Here is a 25,834-nt window from a genome sequence, read left to right as displayed (position 1 = left end):
TGCAACACTGAAGTCAGAATAAACCTAACACGATATGATTAAACCGATAAAAGATTACATGGTGCTCATGGGCTGTTTTTTGCTGCTGATCAATAATATCAGCTTGGCACGAAATGTTCAGGGATCGGACGGATCTCGTTTTTTTCAAAAAGCTGTTCCGGTTTGGGTAGATAGCCGAAATGTGAAAAACAACAAAGGAGTATATGTTTTAACCTCTTCGGGAAGACACAATTCAAAGCAGCAGGAAGAAAACCTAACAGTCAGCTTCAGGGCTAAGTTTGAAATAGAAGATTTTTTTGATGTAAGATTGAAGCTGGCAGCCTCTTCGCGTTACCGGGTATTTATCAATGGTGAGTTTTTGGGACATGGTCCCTGTGTGGCTGGTCATGGTTATTATCGGGTTGATGAGTACAATTTGAAGGATAAACTGCATTTGGGGGATAACACTGTTGCGATTGAGGTTGTTGGTTACAATGTCGACAGCTATTTTCAGATCAATCAACCAGCCTTTTTACAAGCTGAGCTAACCAGTAACAATCGGGTTATTGCTTATACCAGCACGGAAAATAGGGAGGAATTGTTTGAGGCTGCCATTTTGCAGCAGCGTAAGCAGGATGTGCCTCGTTATAGCTTTCAGCGTGCCCACGCAGAGGCTTACCTGTTAGCTCCTGATTTTCAGGCATGGACAAAAAGCGGGGATGATACCGATTTTCGGGCTTTGAAGCTGGAAAAAACAGCTGCTAAAAAATTGATTGAACGACGTGTTAAGTATCCCGATTATTCTATTCGGAAATCTCAGCATCAGGTCAATGACAGTATCTATAAGTTTGAATGCAATTCAACCGGTTTTATCGGAGCTCAGGTTGTGGCGAATACCCCTCTAAGGTTACGTTTCTTTTGGGACGAGATTTTGAATGGTGACGGAGATATTCACCCTTACCGGTTGGGATGTCAAAATGAAATTAGTTACGAACTGAAACCGGGGACCTATCATCTTGAATCTTTCGAACCATACACTTTGCAATACTTGAAAGTGAGAATTGAATCGGGTGATGGAGTCGTCAGCGAACCTTATATTCGGCAATATGTGAACGGGGATGTTGCTCGGGCAAGTTTTGTATGCAGTGATACTTCTATGAACCGAATTTTTGATGCCGCTCTGGAAACATACAAGCAGAATGCCCTGGATATTTTTATGGACTGCCCGCATCGGGAGCGGGCCGGATGGTTGTGCGATAGCTATTTCACCGCTCGCGTGGCCTTTAATTTCTCCGGGAATACATTGATTGAAACGAATTTTCTGGAGAATTTTCTGTTGCCTGGAAGCTTTGAGTTTTTGCCCAAAGGTATGTTGCCAATGTGTTACCCGGCTGATCATTCCAATGCAAACTACATCCCCAACTGGGCGATGTGGTATATTTTGCAGCTGGAGGAATATGTGAAGCGAAGTGGCGATCACCAGATGATTGTTGAATCTCGTCAGCGCGTGGTTGATCTGCTTGATTTTTTTGTTCCGTATGAGAATGAATTCGGCTTGTTGGAAAGTTTGGAAAAGTGGGTTTTTGTTGAATGGTCAAAAGCCAACAAGTTTGTTCAGGATGTGAATTATCCGACAAATATGTTATATGCCTCCATGCTCGAAACGGCTGGTTGCTTATATAATTGGCCTCAGCTTGTGGAAAAAGCAAATCGAATTAGAAGGGTTATCCGGGAACACGCTTTTGACGGGCAGTTCTTTATTGATAATGCTGTTAGGGTTGATGGAGTGCTTGTTCCTCAGCCGGAAAACCGAACAGAAACGTGTCAGTATTATGCATTCTTTTTCGAAACGGCAAGCCCTGAAAACTATCCGGAATTGTGGAAGACCTTGGTTGGTGATTTTGGGCCTGAGCGGGAGGATAAGAATCTCTATGAAGAAATTTATCCTTCGAATGCCTTTATCGGAAATTACTTAAGACTTGAGTTGCTCTCTCGTTATGGTGAGGCGGATCAGATGGTGCGTGAGTCGGTGAAGTACTTCGAGCCGATGGCTCAGCTCACCGGAACGCTGTGGGAGAATGTTCATACCCGGGCAAGTTTGAATCATGGTTTTGCTTCACATATTGCACATGCTTATTACCGGGATGTATTGGGTGTAAAAGATGTGGACTTGGAGAATAAGCGAATTTGTGTTGAGTTGAATGAAGTTGACCTTGTCTGGTGTGAGGGAAGTATGCCCCTGGAGAAAGGTGCTTTTCATCTTCGTTGGAAGAAAAAAGGAAATCGCCTGATTTATCATTATGAAGCTCCGGCAGATTACGATGTGTATGTGAAGAATAATACTGATTTGCGATTGGTGGAGGAATAGAATGGTCTTGATATAAAGATTTTAAAATACGAGAAATGAATAACGATAGAAAAGTAGGAGATCTGGTCCGGATGTTTTTGGGCTTATGGGTGTTGGCATTTGTATTTTGGAGTTGTGGCGAGAGCGCTACGGGTATTCCTGAAGACTCAGAGCCACCCGAAACTGAAATTACCCCCGCTGCGGGAATGGACTTGTATGGGCTAATAACGGATGATGCCGGAAATCCGGTTTCGAATGTGGTTGTAAGTGATGGTTACTCGTGTACCTTAACCGATTCTGACGGAGTATACCAGATGAAAAAAAATGCCGCCGCGCAATTTGTATATTATTCAACACCGGAAGAGTTTGCTGTAAATACTTCGGGAGAGTCAGGAAATATGGCATCATTTTATTCTGAGATAGGTACAGGTAAGAGATTTGATTTTGAATTGAAAAGGCTTGTCAGTGCTGAGTCAGGTTTTACTTTGATTTGTGTCGGGGACCCGCAGGTAACCAATATGGATGAATTCAATCGGTTTAAAACGGAAACCATGGAGGATATAAAGATGCAGGTAGGAGCAGAATCGTCTCCTTGTTACGGATTGTTAATGGGCGACGTGGTAGGAGATAAACCTGCATTTTTCAGTCAAATGAAAATATTGGCTGGTTCAAGCCCGATGCCCGTGTTTACAACAATTGGAAATCACGATAAAGTGGCTGGAGTGGATAAAAATTTACCGCGGACAGCCGAGGCCTTCTCCAAAGTTTTCGGGCCATTGAATTATTCGTTCAACAGGGGCGAAGTTCATTTTGTTTGCCTGGATAATATCATTTTTGAAAATGCCTCAGATTATTCCGGAGGATTTACCGATCAGCAAATGGAGTGGCTGAAAAAAGATCTGAGCTATGTTCCTAAAAGCAAAATGGTAATTGTTTATTATCACATTCCGATCAGGGGTGCAAGCAGCATTAAAAACAGGGCAAAGCTTTTTGAGGTTGTTAAAGGGTTTGCTGAAGTGCATCTGATGTGTGGACATACTCATTACAGTGAGAATTATATTCATACTTCATCCGACAATATTTACGAACATGTGCATGCCGCTGCTTGCGGTTCGTGGTGGCGGTCAACTATTAACGGGGATGGAACACCCAATGGTTATGCAGTTTACCGGGTCAATGGAAACACTATTTCTGATTGGTTTTATAAACCAACGAGGATGACTGCTGATTTTCAGATACGTTTACACAAGGGAGATGTTGCTTTTGGCGGGCAATACGGATATTATAGCTTCAACCAAAGCGAAAATGCAATTATCGCGAATGTGTGGAATGCTGATAGTAACTGGAAAGTAGAAGCTTACGAAGACGGGGTTAAGGTGGCTGACCTGGAGCCTTTGTCTAAGTCATTGAAAGATGCGTGGTCGCTTGGATACCATATTGGGGTCTTGAACCGAAATCCCGATAATTACAGCCCGGCCTGCAAGCACTTGTATCTTTATCTGCCTCAAAATTCAAATGCATCCATTGAAATACGGGCTACTGATGGATTTGGGAATGTTTATAAGCAGGATCAAATTGTGTCGGGTTTCGAAACAGCCCAGGCTTATTAATTTTAAAAGTATTTCGGGGTTATGATTAAAAATAGTATTGGTTTTGTTTTGTGTGTTTTGCTGTGTTGGCTGCTGGTTTCTTGTGGTAAGGGGGAGGATTCTGGTATCGATTCTTTAAGTTTTGCAAGGGAAACGTGGGCTTTAAGCGAAGGGGAGACTTTGCAGCTTGAGTTGTCTAAGCCCATTCCGGCTGATGTTGACTTGACCTGGAGATCCATGGATGAGTCGGTACTCGCAGTCGATCAAAAGGGCCTTGTTTCTGCCCGAAAAGGAGGAAGTGCCGAAGTCGTTGTTCAGCTGGCAGGCAGCACCATATCAGCCACGGCCAAAATACATGTGCTAATTAAAGGGTTGAGGGAGTTGGAAGCTCAGTTGTCGAACGAATTAATTTATAGTAAGGGAATATATCTTGTCCGTAACACCGTGATTCAGTGTTTTGATGTTGCATCGGACGGAACCATCTTTTATGACCAGCTCGGTGGTGGTTTGCCGCACGTGATTTTTGTTGTAAGAGGCGCGGCTAATCAGCCTTATCTCGATTACATGCAATTGAAATATTTTGGGCATGGAACCAATATGGCTATAGAGGAGCAAGGAAATGAGGTGTATCTCTGGATAAATAGTAATGCGACAAAAGGTAGTGATGGTTCATATGGAAGCAATCAAACATTTTCCAGATTGAAATATGTTCCGGGAGGGATAGTTGAGAAATTTAGCGGGGAAAGTTTCTACTTGCCCGGAAAAACGAATATTCATCCGGCCATTGATGCCGAAAACGATATACTTGCTGTTACTACGTCAGGAGGGGGAGATCCTTTCCGGTATTTTTATTTTTATAAGTTAAGCGAAGCCAGAGCTCTGTCAGAAGAGCAGGTTACTTTATCTTCGATCACATACGGCGGAGAAGAGGCTGGCGGCCCTCTTGAGCAAACAGAAAACAGAACCATACGAGTTAAAAATCTTGGAAAGCTTACTCCGGTAAATTCTTTTAAGGTTGCACAAACGGTTGATCCCGCCAGGATTGGTTATTATGCTTTTCAGGGTTTCGATGTTGCTGGTGGGTATTTGTATTTTTATGAAGGAGAAGGAAATGAAAATTCTGTTTCCAGCGGAGCTTCAAATGCTTACGTGTCGGTATTTGATACGAACGGAACCATTGTAAAAGAAAAAACAAAAGTTCGGGCCATTTCGAACCTGGACGATTTGAGCAGTTATGGGATTACCAATACCGGTTACATGGAAGCTGAAGGTATCAAAATAAAGAATGGAGCCATTTACCTGGGATTTGCTTCAAAATCAACAGATGAAAAGCGAAGAGCAAATATTCTTGTTTACAGGTAAGAGTTGTTTTCGCTGTTAAGTTGTTTTGGTCTGCTGAGTCCTGCAAATTCTTTAATGCATGCGGATGTTCAATAAGAAATTCCCGGCTTGGCATTCATTTGTTTTTCCGCAAAAACATCAGGAAATCAATTTCTTCAGCAAGAAAAAAATTAGCAGTTGCTCAGCATCGGTGGGAGACTTCTTCCGGAATGAGAGCAATGCTTATTTTCCCCCAATTTTATACAATAATCAACTCAATCCCCATTTCTTCAATGGCAGTAGCTGTGTGCTGCGCAATTCCTGAATCGGTAATTATAACATCGATTTGGTCGAGGTTGCAGATTTTGCCAAATCCTCTTCTTCCAAATTTAGACGAGTCGGAAATAATGATGGTTCTTAGGGCAGATTTCATCATCTTTTTATTCAGAATGGCTTCTTCTATATTTGAGTTGGTGATCCCGTTATCAAAGTCAATACCGTCAACACCAAGGAATAGTTTTGAGCAGGTCATGTCATCGAAGGGTTTGATGGCAAAGTCGCCCACCACCGAGAACGAGTTTTTCCGCACAATTCCGCCAAGTTGAATCACTTCAATGTTTTGCTTGCCGCTAAGTAATAACGATGTTTTGAGTGAAGCACTAACTACCGTCAGGTTTCCCTGAGGATTGAGCTCCTGCGCAAAAGTATGAGCTGTTGAGCCGGAAGCTATGATGATCGAGTCATTTTCTTCAATCAGTTGACAGGCAGCCAATGCAATCCGCTGTTTCTCTGAAATTTTCATTTTCTCCTTCTCCTGTAGGTCGATATCAGCAGTGTGCGGATTCACCGGGCTGGCACTTCCGTGTGTGCGGTACAGAAGCTTTTTTTCTTCCAGGTATTTCAGGTCCTTTCGTATAGTAACGGGTGTTACATCAAGTTCGCGCGAAATGTCAGAAACTTTGATAAAACCGTTTTTATTGAGCATGTCCAGAATGTACTTGTGTCTTTCAGCAATACTTAGCATGGCATTTTTTTATTAGTATTTGTGCAAATATAGGCTTTTCGGAGATGCTTTGTGCATTTGGTAAGATGTGTTTTGTTTCATATCATAATTTTTCATGATTGTTTTGTAGTTATTGGATAAAAAAGAATAAAAACAATTGTTGTTATTTTCTTTTTGTGTATGTTTGTTTCATATTGGATGGTGAAAGGAAAGAAAAAGAAAATATATTAAAAAAATAGTTTCGTTTTTGATTAGATGAGAGATGGCATACAAAAGACAGCCAGAGTAGAAGTATCGGTCGTAGAAAAGTGGTTATGTTTGATTCTCTCGCAAAATAGTGTCTTAATAAAAGGAAATCCAACCAGAACTAAACGATGAAAAACAGATCAAGCGCTTTTTTTAGTCATGCCGGCTTACCCAAACATCTATCATGGGGATACCTCGGAGTGTTAATTTTCATGATGGGAGATGGGATTGAGCAAGGATGGCTAAGCCCTTATTTAATTGAGAGGGGACTGAGCCTGGAGGCTTCAGCTGCTTTATTTACGGTGTATGGAATTACAATTGCCATTTCGTCCTGGTTTTCGGGCGTGCTAGCTGAAACATATGGAGCCCGAAAAACGATGTTTTACGGGCTGCTGCTATACTTATTGGGAACTGTCGGATTTGTTGGACTGGGAATTCCGGATTTGAATTATCCGGTGATGCTGGTAACCTATGCTGTTCGTGGTTTTGGCTACCCGCTGTTTGCTTATGCCTTTTTGGTGTGGATCACCTACAGCACTCCCAAAGAACAACTGGGACGAGCGGTTGGATGGTTCTGGTTTGTGTTTACCGGTGGTCTTAATGTGCTTGGAGCTTACTACTCGAGTTGGGCCATCATTCAATTTGGTCACATTTCAACTTTATGGACGAGTGTGTTCTGGGCTTTGATTGGGGCGCTGTTTGCCCTGGTGCTGAATAAGTACACGAAACTGGAACGAAAAGGCGCAGAATCGAAAATGAAAGACCTGATGAAGGGAATCACCATTATGCGTGACGAGCCCAAAGTTTTGCTGGGCGGGATCGTTCGGGTGATTAATACTACCGCGCAATTTGCATTTCCCGTCTTTTTGCCTTTGTACATGGCTGAACATGGATTTAACACAACAGAATGGTTGCAGATATGGGGAACCATTTTTACAGGTAATATTATTTTCAACCTGATTTTCGGATTTGTTGGCGACCGCGTTGGCTGGCGCAATACCGTAATTTGGTTTGGAGGTGTTGGTTGCGCAATAAGCACGCTGTTGTTTTATTATTCCCCGGTGTTTGGCAACAGTAATTTCTGGATTGTGATGGCTGCCGGAACCTTGTGGGGAGCCTTGCTGGCAGGCTATGTGCCATTGTCGGCTTTGGTACCTTCACTGGTGAAAGAAGACAAAGGCGCCGCAATGGCTGTTTTAAACCTGGGGGCCGGGCTTCCGGTGTTCGTCGGTCCGTTGCTGGTGGGTGTTTTTTATCAGTTAATCGGAAGTGAAGGAGTAATTTGGTTGCTTGCCGGACTTTATTTGGTAAGTGCCTTGCTCACTCGTTTTATTACCCTTCCGAACAATGCAAAAACAATGTAATACAAATTAGATATTTCAGATGAAGTTGAATGTAAAAGAAGCACTGGATTCGGCTCGGGATACGCGGGCTTTGCTGATAGACAGGAATATTTTAGAACAGGTTTCCGGTTTGTTTAAGGCCAATTTTGAAGGACGAAAAGCCGTTGTAGTGTGTGATGAGACTACCTGGAAGGTAGCAGGAGAAAAGGTATACGAGTGTTTGAAGAAAGAGGGAATGACCGAGATGGAGCCCTTCGTTTATGACGAACCTAAGCCGTATGCCGAATTTGGAAATGTAGAGAAGCTGGAAGCGTCTTTAAAAAAACATAATGCCATTCCTGTGGTGGTTGGGGCCGGAACTTTGAACGACCTGACAAAACTGGCAGCAGCGCGAGCCGACAGACCGTATATGTGTGTGGCAACAGCTGCGTCTATGGATGGATACACAGCTTTTGGTGCTTCTATTACATTTCAGGGAGCCAAGCAAACTTTTTCATGTCCGGCCCCCCAGGCTGTTTTGGCTGATGTCGAAATCATCAGGCAGGCTCCTCCGTTGATGACCGCTTCAGGATATGCCGATCTTTTTGCAAAAGTAACCGCTGGTGCCGACTGGATCATTTCAGATGTGTTGGAGGTGGAGCCGATTGATCCGCGGGCGTGGTCAATTGTTCAGGATGGATTAAAGGAGGCCCTGGCCGATCCGGAAGGAGCTAAGAATGGCGAATTAACGGCAATTACTCCTTTGGTGGAAGGATTGATTTTAGGCGGTTTTGCCATGCAGTGGTCGCAAACCAGCCGTCCGGCTTCCGGGGCCGAACATCAGTTCAGCCACCTATGGAACATGGAGCATCATATTTATGAAGGGGAAACGCCATCGCATGGTTTTCAGGTGGGAATTGCCACTTTAGCTGTTACCCGTTTATATGAAAAAATGCTTCAAACCCCATTGGATTTGCTGGATGTGGAAGCTTGTTGCGAGCAGTGGGATGAATGGCCCGTGTGGGAACAAAAAATAAAAGAGAAATTTCAGAATACCGACTTTCTGGAAACCGCATTGACACAGACTCAGCATAAGTACATTGGTAAAGATGCGTTGAGGGAACAGCTGCTAAAACTAAAAACAACCTGGCCGGTATTGAAAGCCCGACTGACCGAACAGCTGGTTCCTTCAGAAGAGGTCGAAAAAAGATTAGTGGCTGTTGGAGCTCCGGTTGAGTCCGAGCAAATTGGTATTTCCCGCGAGCGCCTGAAAGAATCGTTTTACCGGGCTTCATATATCCGTTCCCGTTTTACGGTTCTGGATATTGCTTTGAGAACGGGTTACCTGGACCAATGGTTGAACGAAATATTTGAATAGAAGTTATGTTGGACGAGAATGTGTTTTTATCATCCTTCCCGGATGAGCAGGCTTTGTACAACCATTTGCAAAAGATCAGGCATGTGGCGCTGGATATGGATGGCACCATTTACAGGGGAAATACCTTGTTCCCTTATACCGGGCAATTTCTGGCCGATCTGAAAGCAATGGGAATCGGCTATTCATTTTTAACGAATAACCCCTCGAAAAGTAATGCAGATTACCTGAAGCATTTGCGAAAAATGGGGATAGTAGCTGCAAAAAACGAGTTATACACCACTGCCCAGGCCACAATTGATTATTTACAGAAAAATCACCCGGGAGTAAAACGCTTGTTTATTCTGGGAACTGCAAGTATGATTCATGAGTTTGAGTTGGCGGGATTTGAATCTGTTCCAGACGATCCGCAGGAGGAGCCGGATGCCGTTGTGGTTGGTTTTGATTTAACGCTGGCATACGATCGCCTGTCGCGTGCTGCCTGGTGGGTTTCACACAAAAAACTGTATGTGGCCACCAACCCCGATTATGTTTGTCCGACAGACGAACCGGTGGTATTGGTCGACTGCGGTTCCATTTGTGCGGCGATTGAAAAGGCGGTTGGGCGCGAGCCTGATGTTGTTTTAGGAAAACCTCAACCCGAAATGCTGAACGGTATTTTAGAGCAACACAATCTGAAAAGCGATGAAGTTGCCATGGTTGGTGACCGGATTTACACCGATATTTTGATGGCGCATCGAGCCAATTGTTTAGGAGTGCTGGTATTGTCGGGTGAGGCAACAAGGGAAGATGCTGAAAAAGCAGTGCCAAAACCCAGTTTGGTGACGCCTACTATCGAAACATTTGGCAAATTATTAAAGCTCTCGTGGACAAATCATTAAAAGCGACTGAACCATATAGAACTACAAATTAAAACGATGACGAATATATTGAGTTTTCTTCGGCCGGCTCCGGAAGCAGAGCAGACCATTACTGATAAGAGTGAGTTGAATGCCAAATACAAGTATTGGCGGACCCGGGTGTTGTACACGACCATGATTGGCTATGTGATGTTTTATTTTGTTCGGAAAAACATCTCGATTGCAATGCCTGCCATTGAAGCGGATTTGGGAATCTCGAAGGCTGACCTGGGACTTTTCCTGACACTGCATGGAGTGGTGTACGGGATTTCGAAATTTGTGAACGGCTTTTTTGGAGACCAAACCAACCCGCGTTACTTTATGGCGCTGGGCTTGTTCTTTTCGGCTTCCATGAGTTTACTTTTTGGCCTTAGTAGCGGTGTGTTGGCTTTTGGTATTTTCTGGTTGCTGAATGGCTGGTTTCAGGGCATGGGTTTTCCTCCCTGCGCCAACAGTTTAACCAACTGGTTCGCCCCTTCCGAGCGGGGTGTTAAATTCGCGATCTGGAATACTTCACACTCCATTGGGGCTGCATTGGTTTTAGTGCTAAACAGCTTTTTGGTGGTATACGACTGGCGGTACTGTTTTATTGTGCCGGCTGCTTTGGCATTTGTGGGGGTGCTGTTTCTTTTGAATCGTCATCGCGACAGACCTGAGTCGTTGGGGCTTCCATCGGTTGAAGAGTATAAAAACGAAGAAGCAGAAGTGAAGCCGGAAGAGGGCGAGAAAAAGAAAGGCGATTTCAAACGCTTCATCCGGAAACATGTTTTTGGTAACCCGGCCATTTGGTTTCTTTGTTTGGCTAACTTCTTTTTGTACACCATCCGCTATGCCATTTTGGATTGGGGGCCAACTTTTCTAACCGAAATGAAGGATGTAGAGCTGCAGAAAGCCGGTTGGCTGGTGGCTGGTTACGAAGGATTTGGGATACTGGGAATGCTTTCGAGCGGCTGGATGATGGACAAAGTTTTTAAAGGCCGCGGAGGACGTGCTGCCCTTATTTATATGTTGATCTGTTCAATCGCCGTTTTCTTCTTCTGGAAATTGCCAAACGAAAGTCCGTTCTTTTACGGTGTTCTGCTTTGTATTGTGGGCTTCTTTATTTACGGGCCGCAGGCACTGGTTGGAATTATTGCTGCCAACCTGGCTACAAAAAAAGCCGCGGCTACGGCCATCGGGCTTACCGGTTTGTTTGCCTACTTAAGTACCGTATTGTCGGGCTGGGGACTTGGTTACCTGGTAACCCACTATGGTTGGTCTCTGGGCTTTCTCATTCTGGTAGTTTCCGGTATTGCTGCTACCATTTTCTTCGCTTTTACCTGGAATTCTGGTTATATCGAAGAAAAAAAAGCATGATCAGAATAACGATTATTCACTAAAAACGAAGAAAAATGAAGCAAAGACTTATTCGACTACTGATCATTATTATAGCCTTTTCAGGGGTGAAAGCGTCGTTGGCACAGGAGCGAAAGTATTCCGTTTACTGGGAGCGCCGGGCCAGCTTGTTTGAAAACCTGCCAACCAGCAAGAAGGATATTATTTTTCTGGGAAACAGCATCACGGACGGGGCTGAATGGGCTGAGCTTTTTGATAATCCCCGGGTAAAAAACAGGGGAATCAGTGGCGATATTACGCAGGGAGTATTAGATCGTCTGGATCCTATTGTAGAAGGAAAGCCGGCCAAGCTTTTCCTGTTAATCGGAATTAACGATGTTTCGCGTGGTATTTCGGCCGATTCCATTGTGGGCAACATTCGTTCAATCATTGAACGCTTTCAGCAGGAAAGTCCTAAAACGCGCATTTACCTGCAAAGCGTGTTGCCTGTTAACGATGCGTTTGATAATTATAAAAAACATGTTTCGCGATGGGAGATGGTGCCCGGGATAAATGAAAAACTGAAGGCGCTTGCCTCGGACAAAAATATTACTTACATCGACCTTTTCAGTCATTTTACCGACGAGTCAGAGGTGAAATTAAATCCTGACTACACAAACGACGGATTGCATTTGATGGGCGAAGGGTATTTAAAATGGAAAGAATTAGTTGAGCCACATGTAAATAATAAGTAATTAGTTTTTAACAGTTTGAATTAACGGGTTATTTGCACTGGTTGCAGGTAGCCCGTTTTGTTTTATGTTAGTTCTCCAGTCGGAGAGCTTCCCACTCTCTCTAACCCTGGGTTCCGATTCAAGGATCGATAAAAATAGGCCATCGGCGTTGAAGCAGTGAACGTGAAATTTGGCCTCGGGCGGTGAGCCGAAAAACAAGTGAAGTCGACGTTAAAAGAGTTCGGTTGTTTGAGGAGGTACGACGAGTTCAGAACTCTTAGTCGATAACACGTAGCTTTTTCGAGCGAAGCGGACGCAGCCTAGGCTTTTGTGTTTACTATTTGTGTCATGACAAATAGTAAAATCCGGCTGATAAGCCAAAGTTTAGCAAAGGTAAAAGCATCTTATTTCTCTGAAGAACCTGCTACCGCAAGTCGGTTGGGTACGAAATTTTATTGAATATTATTGTAACGGAGATATATTGCTTGGCTGATTTTAACTTTTTGGCTGAAAATCACTCCGTTTCCTCTTTTGCGTATTTGATGTAGAGGGAAATTCTTCTGTCTTCTCTTCAAAAATACTTACAGTATTCCCGCAAACATAGTATTTCTACATGCAAACTAAGTACTAGTGAGAGACGAAAACTTGGTCTATTTTTGAATGTGTTAAAACGATTGAAAAGATAGGTCCTGTATTATTTTCAGGACGACAATAATCCGTTAGGAACCTGTAATAGTAAGATTATGCAAAACGCATTTAAAGTAAAAGACCCCGATTTTGAATTGAGCCCACTTACGGGAATGACCAAACAGCATTATATTGATTTGGCCAAATACATGCTGGAAAGGGCTTTTACGCATATCGACAGTATTGAAACACCGCTGAATTTTCCCATTATTCCGGGCAAAACCTATCCGCAACCCAATGCGCCTGATTGGCGTTACCGTTCGGCAGAGTTTGAAGTGCTGGAAAGAACCTTTACCTTGGCTGGGCCGCTTATTCATGTCGATCCCGAAACGACCATCAACGGAATCAACCTAAGGGATTATTATTGCTTACAGTTGTACCGGGCTTTCACTCCCGGAAACGTAAATTCCTTGCCATTTCCGGAAGATCTGCCCGATTCAAATTACCAGTTTACCTGCGAGTTTGGAGGGCTGTTTAAAACGTTGCTTCTGATGCCCGACACCGTCTGGAATCATTTTACCGAAGAGCAGAAAGCCGAAATGATCCCGACTATTTCGAAATGGGCACACCACCGGACTACCCAAAATAACTGGCGTATTTTTAACATTGTTACTTTGTCGTTCCTGAAGAAATACGGCTATGAAATCGACGACGATTTACTGAAAAGCCATTTAATGTGGGTGGCATCGTATCATTCAGGTGATGGTTGGTACCTCGAACAAACCTATAATTACTACTCCATAAGTTTGTTTATCGTTTATACCACTATCTGGAACCGGACTTTTGGGGATGAATATTACCCCGAAATTGCCGGGATTATTGAGAATTCAGCCAAGAAACTGATGGAATCGATTACCAGCTTTTTCGGCCGCGATGGTTACATCAATATGTGGTCGCGAAGCATTTGTTACCGGACCTGGGTTTCTGGAGCTTTTCCGGTAGCCTTTATGCTGAAGGAAAAAACAACGCTCGATGCGGGGTGGGCACGTCGTTTATGTTCGGGATCGTTGTTGCAGTTTGTAACGCGCGAAGAGTTTTTCTGCAACGATGTTCCAAGTCTAGGGTTCTACGGGCAGAAAGAATACATGGTTCAAAATTACAGTTGTGCAGGCAGCCCGTTTTTAATGTTCTTGCCGTTTATTTGCCTGGCTTTGCCCGACGATTCTCCATTCTGGACAGCCAAAGAAAACGAGGGTATGTGGGAAACGCTGGGCGGTGCTTCGCATAAAGTTGTTTTGGAAAGTCCGGGGCTTGTATTGGTAAATCACGGGAAAACCGGCGCTTCTGAGATTATTCCGGGCAAGGTTTATTACGACGATCCCAACTATTCAAAATTGGTCTACAACACACATTTTCCCTGGGAAGATCACGACCCGCAAGGGGGAACATCGATGGAATACAGTTACCGAAGCCAGGACCCGAGGGACGTTCGCGGCGACGATGTAAACTTCTATTTAACCGGTTTGACGGTGGCAAACGATTCGGAAAAGAACCGGGCTTTCACGATTTCTCAAAGCATGTTTTTTAATGGGGTGGAAGAAGGCGTTTTATACAGGCAGGCCATTATGCGCAAACCACCCAACAACGGGGTTGGCTACATCATCGATCTTGCTGAAATAACGCTTCCGGGTGGACTTATCCGCGTAGACCGCTCGCGCCTGGCTTTTGAATACGAACTTACTTTGGGGCATTTTGGCCTTCCGCATTTAAACGGAAAGCAGGCTGAAGTAAAACAATTTGAACTGAACGGACGCAAGATTATAACCGCGAAGATCGAAGGACGACAAGTGGCTCTGATCTGTTATTCGGGCTGGGATAGTTTGCATTCGCTGGTCCATGCCAACTGCAATGCCGAAGCTGAGGAAAGCACCGTGATTTATGCCCGGAAAAAGCGAATGGAGAAAAATCCATCCATGGAGCTGATGATTGTGGCCATGCTTCACAAAACGGATGACAGCGAATGGACGGAGGAAGAACTGTCGCCCGTAAAAGAGCTGGATATTATGGACATCACTCCGGGACTGGCACCGCTGGGAGCTTCCATTACCCTAAATAATGGAGAAAAATACCTGGTCGATTTTAAAAACATTGACGGCAAGCGTTCGTGCTAGTGAGAGAGTATTAGGAATAGCTGATTAATAGTTTTCAGCATTTGATATAAAAATAAAAAGCGTTTAGAACGTTAGTTTTAAACGCTTTTTGTTGTTGCTCTTTCGTCGTTTCAGTGTTTTTGAGAATGGTTTGTTTTCGAATGTTTCGGGGACAGAAAAAAGAGTGTAAATTCTTTTAACTATTGATTTTTATGTTTGATTCGATACCTTTGCTTCGTTTGTAATTCTGTCAGTTTTTGAAGGGGAATAGACCAAATAGCGAACTAGTTAAACTTCTGAAGAAGGGAGATGTAGTGGCATTCGATGCTATTTACAACAAGTATTGCCGTAAACTGCATGGTTTCGTATTGATGTATTTAAAGCAGGAAGAGGATGCTGAAGAAATTGTGCAGGAGGTTTTTATAAAAATCTGGAATTCCAGGGATAAAATGGATGTTTACGCATCCTTTGAATCCTTTTTGTTCACCATTGCCTACAATGCAACCATGAGTCTGCTTAGGAAAAGGATGACCGAGGCCAAATCAAGGGAGTATCTGAAATCGGTTCAGCAAATAGAAGGAGCAGAAGAGGTCATTGATGAATTGCAATTCAAAGAACTAAATGATCAGTTAAAGTCGTTGCTGGAGCGGTTAACTCCCCGTCAGAAAGAGATTTTTGAGTTAAGCCGGGAAGACGGGTTGACACATGCTGAAATAGCCCAAAAATTGAATATTTCAGAAAGTACAGTAAATAATCACCTGGTAACTATCTTGAAATTCTTAAAAAATAATATTGATAGTGGTTTGGTTGTCAGTGTGTTATTCTTCTTTTTGTTTTTGTCTTGAAAAAAAAGACATTTTTTCCTTAGTTATCTTCTTTTAGTTGTGCGTACTATTATTAAACCCGATTGGATATTATGTTCTAAATTCACGGGTTTAGTTAGATTAGTTAGTGTTTTAGTACCTCCCGGTTTAGGGGAGGTACAAAGTTAAAGTGGCAATGAATAAGGAAATCCTAATAAAATATTTGAATAATAAATGCTCTGACCAAGAGTTCGAAGAGATCGCCAGGTGGATGGAAGAACAATCGGGAGAGCAGGAACGCAAAAAATGGATTTCTGACCATTGGCGTGAGTTTGAGCCCGTACCGAACACGCAAGATGAAAAAAAGTACAGAGCACTGCTTGATCGGATTCACCACGAGATTAATCTTCAAAATCAAAGAAGCGCACAAAGTAGAACTGTTACCTTTTCAAAAGTGGCAAAGTGGTTTAGCCGGGCGGCGGCAATTTTGTTTGTTCCGCTGTTAGGCATTGTGCTTTACTTGTTTTCAACCAATGATTTTCATTTACATAAATTTGCCGATTTAGCGGTAGATTCTCTTGAAGTTATTGCCCCCATCGGATCCCAAACAGTTGTTCAGCTTTCTGACGGAACAGAAGTAAGCCTCAATTATGGAAGCCGGATTAAATATCCCCGAAGTTTCAATGGCGACTCGCGGGAAATTAGCTTGTCGGGGGAAGGGTATTTTGATGTAGCTCATAATCCTGACCAACCATTTATTGTTAAAACCGGGAAGTTAAATATAAAGGCACTCGGAACAGAGTTCAACGTACAGGCCTATTCCGGCGATAATACTATTTCAACAACACTTGTAGAGGGAAAAGTTGTAATTGAAAAAATGTTGCCGGATGAAAAAATCGAGTCGGTTGGTACAATGGTTCCCGGCCAGCATGTTATTTATAATCTGAATTCAGGAGAAACGACTTCTTTCAAAGGGAACACAGGTAAGTACGTAGCCTGGAAGGATGGGAAAATGGTGTTTGATAATACTCCAATAACTTTGGTAGCAAAGGAACTTAGCCGCAAGTTTAATGTGGATATTGAAGTTGCCGACGACGTGAAGGAGTTAACTTATACCGTTACGTTTATGAATGATCCGCTCTTTCTTATTCTTGATCTGATGACAGAAACAACGCCGATAACTTACAAGCGGCTCCCAAGGATCAAATTGCCTGATGGTAGTTTCTCAAAACAAAAAATAGAAATAGAAAAGCGTAAATCTTAAATAAAAAGCGATCAGCCTATGAAACAATGAATTAAAACTATTTTGACCAAAGCAACAAGGAAGTGCGCCAACACCTCCTTGAATGTTAAAAATTTACCCGCAGAGTCGAATCAAACGGGATTTTCAAATCTTAACAATACAAAACTATGAAAAAAAATGTTTGTTTTTTTCGAGAGACGTATCCTCGAATACAAAAACTACTAAACGTAATGAAACTAACTATCTTTTTACTGCTAATTTCAGTTATTAGCGTATTTGCTAGCAAAACCTATTCACAAACAAAAGTGCTTAATATCAACAAGAAAAGCAGTACAGTAAAAGAGGTGCTGCAAAGTATTGAAAATCAGAGTGAGTTTTATTTCATGTACAGTGAAAAGCTGATTGATGTAAAACGCGAGATTTCGGTTAATTTAAAAAACAAAAGAATTGAAGAAGTTCTTGATGAGTTATTTGCAGGAACGAATGTAAGTTACAAGGTAAAGGACCGTTTTATTTTACTTACCACGCCTGATATAAGTAGCGATGTTGCTGCTTTGCAGAATAAAACAATTTCGGGCAAAGTAACCGATCCTGATGGTTTGCCACTACCCGGTGTTACTGTGGTAGTGAAAGGTACTGCTCATGGTACAACTACCGATTCTGACGGTAACTACTCATTATCAAATGTTGACGTAAGTGTTACTTTGCAGTTTTCATTTGTTGGTATGCTCTCTCAGGAAATAAAGGTGGCAAATCAAACTAATATTGATGTAACAATGAAATCGGATGCCATCGGCATTGAAGAAGTGGTCGCAGTAGGATATGGGATACAGAGGAAGGTAAATATAACAGGATCTATAGCGAGTATTCAAGCCGATGATTTAGAAAAAGTACCAGTCGCTTCATCTAGCAATGCTTTAACTGGTAGATTACCTGGGTTAATTGCCCAGCAAGCAAGTGGTCAGCCAGGACGAGATGCTGCCAACTTAAGTATTCGGGGATTTGGCAATGCTTTAATTATTGTCGACGGTATCGAATCTGATTTCAATAATATTGATGCCAGTCAGATTGAAAGTGTAACTATACTAAAAGACGGGGCAGCTTCAATTTATGGGGCAAGAGCTGGAAATGGCGTGATTCTGGTGACAACCAAAAGAGGAGAAGAGGGAAAGCCAACTATAACGGTGAATGGTACTTACACTCTACAACGACCAACTTATTTTCAGGAGCCACTTAATTCTGGGCAGTATACTACTTTAATTGCTGAGCAACATTTGCAGTCAGGACAACCAGAAGAAACAGTTCCTTACACACCGGAGCAGATTGAAAAGTATTACGAGGCAAGGGAGCCAGGATTCTATAATACTGATTGGGCAGGTAAAATATTACGGGATTATGCTCCTATGCAACATTATAATTTATCCTTGCGGGGTGGATCAGAGGCTGTAAAATACTATGCATTTCTAGGAACAATGAATCAGGAATCTTTTTGGAAAAAGAACGGAGGAGATTACAACAGGTATAACTTTCAGACAAACCTTGATGCAAAAGTGACTGATAATTTATCTATGGGCCTTACCTTGTCATACATTGTTGATGATATAAATTCGACACATCGGCCGCAAAACGGGGGCGGTTATTTATTCGCTGATTTATATAATAATAAGCCAATGTACCCTGATAACTTACCCGATCCTACAAAAATACCTTATTCTGGATCTCAGACAGGGGGAGCCCTTGTTCAGTCAAATAGGGAGTTGGGAGGCTATACTGACGATGATTTTCAGACTTTTACAGGTTCTGTTCAGTTGAATTATGATGTTAAGGCAGTAAAAGGTCTTTCGCTTAAAGCATTTGGGAACTACAAACAAATTGCTCATCAGTTAAAATCTTTTGCAAGGCCTGTTAATTTGTATACCTATAATACCGATACAGAAGCGTATACTCTTGCTTCGCAATTTAACCCTGATTCTCCTCTATTTCAGCAAAAGGCAGAAACTATCTCTATGAACGGTCAGTTTTCGATAAGTTATAAGAATACTTTTAATGAGGAACATGATGTAAGTGTAATTGCACTTTACGAGACCTTTTCTACCAAGTATAATTATATTTCAGCACGAAGATCTGATTTTTCATTTCCTACTTTAGATCAAATGTTCGCAGGTAGCTCAAGTACCCAAAGTAACGATGGATCTGCGAGTGAGATGGGACGTGTAAGCTATGTTGGTCGATTAAATTATGGATACAAACAGAAATACCTGGCAGAGATAATTTTACGTGCAGATGCATCTGCTAAGTTTTCCCCAGAGTCGCGTTGGGGCTATTTCCCCAGCGTATCATTTGGATGGCGCATGAGTGAAGAGGGCTTCATGGCAGAAATGAGTAGTCTGGATAATTTAAAGCTTAGAATAAGTTATGGAAAGTCGGGTAACGATCGAATTGGTGATTTTCAATACATAGCTGGCTATACCAATACCTTAATGCCCGCTCTTTGGGGAGGCGTACCGGTTATGGGGATTACGGCCAGAGGCCTTGCTGATGGAGCATTCTCTTGGGAAGAAATGGCTATATATAATGCCGGTCTTGATTACTCTTTCTTTAATCGTAAACTCTTTGGAGAGGTGGATGTGTTTTTCCGTGAAAGAACGGGTATGCTTGCAAGAAGAACAGTCAGCTTACCATCTACATTTGGGATTGAACTACCCTTAGAAAATTTGAATAGCCAAAATAGTAGAGGCTTTGAAATAAAGGTTGGAACTTCTGGTAAACACAATCAGCTAAAGTGGGATGTGGTTGCAAATATTGGTTGGCAAAGGGCGAAGTGGGATCACGTTGAAGAGATAGAGTATACCGATCCGGACAGTAAGAGAATTAGACAATTGTCTGGACAGTGGGTGGATCGTACATTTGGTTACATTACCGATGGATTATTTACAAGCCAGGAACAAATTGATAATTTGACTTTCTCATATCCCGGAGATCCGGTGTTGAAACCGGGCGATGTAAAATTTGTAGATACCAATACTGATGGAGTGCTAGACTGGAAAGACCAGGTAGAAATTGGTAAAAGTCAGATTCCAAACTGGACAGCTGGGGTAAGTATGAATTTTGCATATAATAATTTTGACTTGTCGGCATTAATTCAAGGTGCATTTGGTTTCTATAAGCAAGTTTCTTTGACATCCTTTTCTAAAACCTTTTTTGAAAATAGGTGGACTCAGGAGAACAATAATGCTGATGCTTTAATTCCAAGACTTGGAGGCGCCGGTCCTAATTATATATCCGATCGTAATTTTATTAAAGGTGACTATGTAAGATTGAAAAACTTTACCATCGGTTATACTCTGTCAACATCTTTGACACAAAAAGTAAACATCCAAAGTGCTAGATTCTTTATTGGGGGGACAAATCTTTTGACATTGTCAAAGTTGAATAAGTATGATATAGATGCAGAAGCGCCTTTTGCTGTTCAGGATGGACAGCCAACTACTTCGTATTATCCTCAGCAGAAGACTATTATGGCTGGCGTAAGTTTGAAATTTTAAAAATGATTAAGATGAAGAATATAGTTTTTCTTTTTTTAGCAGGTTTACTAGTTTTTAGCGCCTGTCAGGATGATATTCTGGATAAAGAACCCTTAAATATTATTGGCGATAATATTGTATGGTCTGATATAAAGGCTATTGAAGCTCATTTAGCTGGCTCTTATAGTATGATGAGTATTTTTGAGAATGAAACACCAGATAAATATGTTGGTATTCGTTCGGGAGTGGGGTGGACTATAGAAGCTCAGGTGGGAGCTTCTCTAATAAACAATATTTCGGATGAAGGAACATGGGGATTTTATAACAGTTGGTCTAACTATCGGTTTGGTGGAATTACTGTTAATGGCGGATTATTGGAATGGTGGGAGAATGCGTATGTAATTATACGCCAGTTAAATGATTTTATTGAGAACGTACCCAATTCTCCTTTAAGCGATGAACAAAAAAGTAGGCTGGTTGCGGAAGCCCGATTTTTAAGAGCCTATAATTATTTTTCGATGGTAAGAAGATATGGCGGTGTACCGCTCATTATAAAGGCACAAACACTGTCAGATACCGAGGAAAGTTTACACCCTAAGAGAAACTCAGAAAAAGAGTCGTATGACTTTGTAATTTCCGAAATAGATGATGTTTATAATGACTTACCTGAAGTTGCAGAGTCCGGGAGGGCTTCTATGTATGCAGCACTTACCTTGAAATCACGGGCAGCTTTGTATGCAGGTAGCATTGCGGAATATGGTAATGTGCAGTTAGATGGGTTACTTGGTATTCCTGCAAGTGAGGCTCAATCATATTATCAGAAAAGTTATGATGCATCAAAAATGATTATAGATGATGGCATTCACAACCTTTACGATGTTGACCCTGATAAGGTGAAAAATTTCAGAGACGTTTTTATGATTAAAGGTAATCCTGAAGCTATTTTCGTTGCGGCGCATGATACTAAGGATATGATATTTGCTGGTGGAAATGGTTGGTATTGGGATTTTATGCAGGCTCCAATGCCTCATGGATGGAGTAATGGCAATCAAAATCAACCTTACTTGTCATTTATTGCCTCCACATTTGAGAAGTCGGATGGTACTGCTCCTGATTTATCCAAGGAGACTTTGGAAGGAAAGTTATGGGATGATAATGAAATTTGGCAAGAAATGGAGCCTCGCTTTTTGGGAACAATTTATACTCATGGCACACCATGGCAGGGAGGAAAAATCGACTGGCACCAGGCATTAATAGTTGATGGAGCCGAACTAAATGACCCAAATGGGGCATACCTTGGCATTACACATAAAGGTATGCAGGCACTTAAAAATGGACCATACACTAGCTTTGGCTTGTTAAAATACCTGGATGAAGGTCGCAATAATCTTGCTTATGGTTTTGATTCAAAGCAAGATTGGCAAATCTTCAGGTTTGCAGAAGTATTACTAAATTATGCAGAAGCTGCATTTAAACTGAATAAACCTGGCGAAGCATTAAGTGCTATTAATGCGATACGCAACAGGGCTGGTGTGGCTCCAAGGGGGGATATCTCGTTTGAACTAATAAAAAAAGAACGAAAGGTAGAACTGGCGTTCGAAGGACATCGATACTGGGATCTCAGGCGTTGGCGGATTGCCGAAACCGAAATTATCAAACGGCAAACCGGATTAAGGTATGTTCGTGATTATGCTTCGGGAAAGCTCCAACTACAAGTGATCGAGAATATTGATGGGGGACCCAATGTTACTCCTGTTTTTGAGTCCCACTACTATTATTTGCCCATTACCAAAACACGCACACAGCAAAATTCTAATTTGATTGAGAACCCTGGCTATGAATAGTGAGGCGATTAGAAAATGATCAATTTCTAATTTGCATAATTGGCAGTTCTTACAAAATAGCAGAAACTGAGAGATAAATTTAGATGAAGGGGAAGTACTCTTTCTCCTTTATCTAATCTCTTATGTTTCTATCATAGAGAGGAATGAGTGTAGTTGTTTGGTCGTCATGTGGTTATAGGTGTGTTATGGGTTGCCCGGATTTTAGTTTCTGGAATAAAAAGGGCAAGGTGTATAGATTTTTGAACAATCAATTTTTAAACATAGAATGATGAAAAGACTATATATTTTATTGGTAGCAGTTCTTATTTTTTCGGGTTGTAATAAGGAAGATGATTCAATAAAACAGGATGAGATTGTCATCGGGGACAACTCTGAAAATATGTTGAAATCGGGCACTATTGATTGTGATTGGGGGTTTGAGTATGTTGACAATTTTAATGGTGCTGACGTTTCAAACAATTATGGGCTAAATGATCATTTGGCGTACAGACAATTATACGGACCATGGAAAAATACCAATTGGATAAGAAAAGAAGGGACTTGGTATGCAAAAATAATTCAGCCATGGTTTTCCCAGGTAAATCATCCGTTTAATCCCAATGCTCTGTCCTTTCATTTAGAGCATTCTGCTGTCATGTTAAATAAGCAGATTGCTGCAGGTCCTGCGACAAGGTATCGAGCGAGTTTTTCAACAGATCCAGTAAAAGGGGATGTAAGTAATAGTAGCTGGACTTCATTTATGTTGGATGGGAATTCTTCAAAAAAAGGATATGCAACTGAAACTGAGTTTGCTTTTATTATTGGCTCTAATGGTAGTGTTCAGGTTTTTCAAAATGGGAATTCAAAAAGTGTCAACGGGATAGTAACACCGGCAGCAGAATATAAAGTTGTTTTAGATATCATGCCCAACCAATTAGTTGCCACAATTAACGGTATTCAAGTAACAGCGGTTTTAGATGAGTCCTTACCTGCTTTTGCTTATGTGTTTTTAGGTGCGTATATCGAAAATCAAAGTGGGCATGTTTCATGGTTTGACGATCTGGTAATTAACACTCAACATAGTACTACAGAAGGTCATGTTAAACATTACGGATATTACTGGGCTTCTGGAGCCTATGGCGAACATTTAAGTGAGGTAGAAGATTACACTAATTTTAATTTCATAGCATCAATAACATCAAGTACACCAAATACAAGGACACATGTCTTGCAAGCAAGGTGGCAGTTTTGGGCAGATTCAAGTGGAAATCTTAGACCAGATTGGTTAACTCAATGGAATCTTCTTTTGGCGGATATTAATCAGAATATTGATAAAATAAAGGCATTGTATGTTGTAGATGAGCCATTTTGGGCCGTGAATGTAGGCCTTTCCGACTATAATACGGTGTTGAATCAGATAAAATCAGATTTACCCAATATGCCAGTGATTGCTGTATTTGCATATCCTACAGTGGAAGATATTAATGACACTCGTATTGCAGGAATAAACAGTAGCATTGATTGGGTTGGAGCTGATAAATATGTTGCTATTGACAATTTTAATCAGGTTGTCAATATGAATAATCTTTTAATGAATATCAGGCCAGATAATGATATCTTTCTAATCCCTCAAACTCATTTTGAAGGTACGCTTTCCGATGCTGAAGTTGCTGAGATAAACTGGAAGTTTTACAACGCGGCATTAGGTAATAATAAAGTAAGAGGTCTTTGGAATTTTGGTTTATGGTCACATCAACAGCCTTCTGAAGTCCCTTTGACTCTTGAAGTACAAAAATTAATCGGGAAGGCAATAGTCCTTTATTAAGCCTTCAGAAAAATCAATCAATGGATTATAGAAAAGAATAATAAATGAAAAATATAAATAGAAGATTATACTATCTGTTTCTTTTGGTCAGTATTTTTGGCTGTAGTGAGGAATCTGATGATATTCCGCAACAAGAATTACCAACGGAAGATAATGGCTGTGCTGAGAGAATTATTGATGAAATAGTACCCAATGCGAGTTCTTATGATTGGGAATTTAAACTTATTGAAACTTTTGATGATGCAGATGTAACTACCCCGGAAACGGGGTTAAACGATAATTTGGAAAACAGGCGACTGCATGGTGCATTAAAAAGTAGCTTGTGGACAAGAAAAGAGGGGGAAGAAGTTGAAAAACATCCTTCTCAATGGTATTCTCAAGTAAATCATCCCGCAAAGCCCAATGCTATCTCTTTTCATGTCGAAAATGCAGCTGTAATGTTGCTTGACCCAATAGAATCAGGTTCTGATGATGGGTATAAAGTAAGTTTTGTTACAAATCCAATAAAAGAAGACAGAGAAAGTGATAGTTGGACTTCATTTATGTTGGATGCAGTTACTGGAAAAAAAGGGTATGTAAAAGCAACTCAGTTTGGGTTCTCAATCGCTTCTAATGGCGAGGTAAAAGTATATCAGAATGGAAATCAAAAAACAGTTACAGGAACAGTTTCTGACGCAGATGAATATGAGGTAATGTTAATCATAACCCCTGGACAATTAGTTGGACATATTAATGGTCAGGAAATCTCGGCAGTTTTAGACGAAGACCTGCCTAAAACAGCTTATCTATTCTTGGGAGCTGAGATCGAAAAGGAAAGCGGAAATGTATCCTGGATTGATGAGGTGATTGTTTCTACAAGATTCAGTCAAAGCGAAAGCCACTTGCTTTATTATGGATATTATTGGGCTTCTGGTTATTATGGGGAACATTTAACAGAAGTATCGGCTTATACCAACTTCAATTTTATCGAGAAAATTAGAAATGATCTGCCAAATGAAAAAAAGCATGTATTACAGGCTAGGTGGGAGTTTTGGGGAGGCTCAGATGGTGCACTTAATTCCAATTGGCAGGCATTATGGGCTGAAAAACTTGTTCATATTAAAGCCAATATCGACAAAATAAGGGCTATCTATCTAGTAGATGAGCCGTTTTGGGCCGCCAATATAAATGTGGATGATTACAACATGGTTTTGGATCAGATACGAGCTGATTTACCGAATATGCCAATTATTACTGTTTTTGCATATCCTACCATTGAAGATACTGAAGACACTCGCATTTCTGATATTAATTGTAATATTGATTGGGTAGGAGCAGATAAATATGTGGCACTAAATAAATTTGACCAGATTGAAAATATGAATAATCTTTTGATGCAGGCTCAGCCTGAAAAAGATATATTTCTGGTCCCTCAAACATTTTTTCAAGGAACAGAAACTGATGCCGAAGTTGCTGAAATGAATTGGAAATTTTACAACTACGCTCTTCAAAATAATAAAATCAAAGGCATTTGGAATTTTGGACTATGGACACATCAACAGCCTGATCAATTGCCTCTTTCGCTAAAAGTCCAGAAAATAATAGGTAACGCAATCGTTAATAATTGATTTAGTAAGGTCGATGCAGTAGGTCTTTGTTCTAATTATTTTTTTGGAAGATAAAATGTCTATATAAGATATAGGCTAACTGAATAAGAGATACTCTGCGTGAA

The 25,834-nt window shown here is 41.4% G+C and carries 16 protein-coding genes; 15 read left to right on the top strand and 1 reads right to left on the bottom strand.

Annotated elements, in window-relative coordinates; genetic code table 11:
• The first annotated feature begins 34 nt into the window (after positions 1-34).
• The 3 genes from INQ51_RS10295 to INQ51_RS10285 are packed head-to-tail and all read left to right on the top strand — an operon-like array spanning position 35 to position 5,277.
• On the top strand, positions 35-2,347 hold the full coding sequence (locus INQ51_RS10295) for a hypothetical protein (protein WP_233377889.1): 2,313 nt from the start codon (positions 35-37) through the stop codon (positions 2,345-2,347).
• A gap of 35 nt (positions 2,348-2,382) precedes the next feature.
• Complete coding sequence (locus INQ51_RS10290) at positions 2,383-3,936, top strand: calcineurin-like phosphoesterase C-terminal domain-containing protein (RefSeq protein ID WP_233377888.1); 1,554 nt, start codon at positions 2,383-2,385, stop codon at positions 3,934-3,936.
• A 21-nt stretch (positions 3,937-3,957) separates the two neighbouring features.
• Positions 3,958-5,277, top strand: coding sequence for an Ig domain-containing protein (locus tag INQ51_RS10285; RefSeq protein ID WP_233377887.1), 1,320 nt, complete (start codon positions 3,958-3,960; stop codon positions 5,275-5,277).
• 217 nt (positions 5,278-5,494) lie between these two features.
• Here the strand turns inward: INQ51_RS10285 and INQ51_RS10280 are convergent, their stop codons facing one another.
• Positions 5,495-6,259 (bottom strand): DeoR/GlpR family DNA-binding transcription regulator, encoded by a 765-nt coding sequence (locus INQ51_RS10280; RefSeq protein WP_233377886.1) that lies wholly within the window; start codon positions 6,257-6,259, stop codon positions 5,495-5,497.
• A gap of 353 nt (positions 6,260-6,612) precedes the next feature.
• On the opposite strand from INQ51_RS10280, the gene INQ51_RS10275 reads away from it, so the two are divergent.
• The 12 genes from INQ51_RS10275 (at position 6,613) to INQ51_RS10220 (ending at position 25,730) form a co-directional block, all read left to right on the top strand.
• Positions 6,613-7,848, top strand: a complete 1,236-nt coding sequence (locus INQ51_RS10275; protein ID WP_233377885.1) for an MFS transporter — start codon at positions 6,613-6,615, stop codon at positions 7,846-7,848.
• Between the two features lie 19 nt (positions 7,849-7,867).
• Positions 7,868-9,184, top strand: coding sequence for a sn-glycerol-1-phosphate dehydrogenase (locus INQ51_RS10270; RefSeq protein ID WP_233377884.1), 1,317 nt, complete (start codon positions 7,868-7,870; stop codon positions 9,182-9,184).
• A gap of 5 nt (positions 9,185-9,189) precedes the next feature.
• A complete protein-coding gene (locus INQ51_RS10265; RefSeq protein ID WP_233377883.1) occupies positions 9,190-10,062 on the top strand; it encodes an HAD-IIA family hydrolase in 873 nt (290 codons plus the stop codon).
• 36 nt (positions 10,063-10,098) lie between these two features.
• A complete protein-coding gene (locus INQ51_RS10260) occupies positions 10,099-11,436 on the top strand; it encodes an MFS transporter (RefSeq protein ID WP_233377882.1) in 1,338 nt (445 codons plus the stop codon).
• Between the two features lie 35 nt (positions 11,437-11,471).
• Positions 11,472-12,149 (top strand): SGNH/GDSL hydrolase family protein, encoded by a 678-nt coding sequence (locus tag INQ51_RS10255; RefSeq protein ID WP_233377881.1) that lies wholly within the window; start codon positions 11,472-11,474, stop codon positions 12,147-12,149.
• Positions 12,150-12,871: 722 nt separating this feature from the next.
• A complete protein-coding gene (locus INQ51_RS10250) occupies positions 12,872-14,926 on the top strand; it encodes a DUF2264 domain-containing protein (protein WP_233377880.1) in 2,055 nt (684 codons plus the stop codon).
• A 236-nt stretch (positions 14,927-15,162) separates the two neighbouring features.
• A complete protein-coding gene (locus tag INQ51_RS10245) occupies positions 15,163-15,750 on the top strand; it encodes an RNA polymerase sigma factor (protein ID WP_233377879.1) in 588 nt (195 codons plus the stop codon).
• Between the two features lie 154 nt (positions 15,751-15,904).
• Positions 15,905-16,972, top strand: coding sequence for a FecR family protein (locus INQ51_RS10240; RefSeq protein WP_233377878.1), 1,068 nt, complete (start codon positions 15,905-15,907; stop codon positions 16,970-16,972).
• Between the two features lie 209 nt (positions 16,973-17,181).
• Positions 17,182-20,496: a TonB-dependent receptor gene (locus tag INQ51_RS10235; RefSeq protein ID WP_233377877.1), complete on the top strand. Its 3,315-nt coding sequence runs from the start codon at positions 17,182-17,184 to the stop codon at positions 20,494-20,496.
• A gap of 11 nt (positions 20,497-20,507) precedes the next feature.
• The gene (locus INQ51_RS10230) at positions 20,508-22,319 is read left to right on the top strand and encodes a RagB/SusD family nutrient uptake outer membrane protein (protein ID WP_233377876.1); all 1,812 of its coding nucleotides are present in this window, start codon (positions 20,508-20,510) and stop codon (positions 22,317-22,319) included.
• A 268-nt stretch (positions 22,320-22,587) separates the two neighbouring features.
• Positions 22,588-24,123 (top strand): hypothetical protein, encoded by a 1,536-nt coding sequence (locus INQ51_RS10225; protein ID WP_233377875.1) that lies wholly within the window; start codon positions 22,588-22,590, stop codon positions 24,121-24,123.
• A 44-nt stretch (positions 24,124-24,167) separates the two neighbouring features.
• Positions 24,168-25,730 (top strand): hypothetical protein, encoded by a 1,563-nt coding sequence (locus INQ51_RS10220; RefSeq protein ID WP_233377874.1) that lies wholly within the window; start codon positions 24,168-24,170, stop codon positions 25,728-25,730.
• The last annotated feature ends 104 nt before the right edge of the window (positions 25,731-25,834 follow it).

This window comes from Maribellus sp. CM-23 (genome assembly GCF_021354595.1).
Taxonomy (GTDB): Bacteria; Bacteroidota; Bacteroidia; order Bacteroidales; family Prolixibacteraceae; genus Draconibacterium.
Note: the sequence above shows the minus strand (reverse complement) of the source record. Positions and strands in the feature narration are given on the sequence as shown.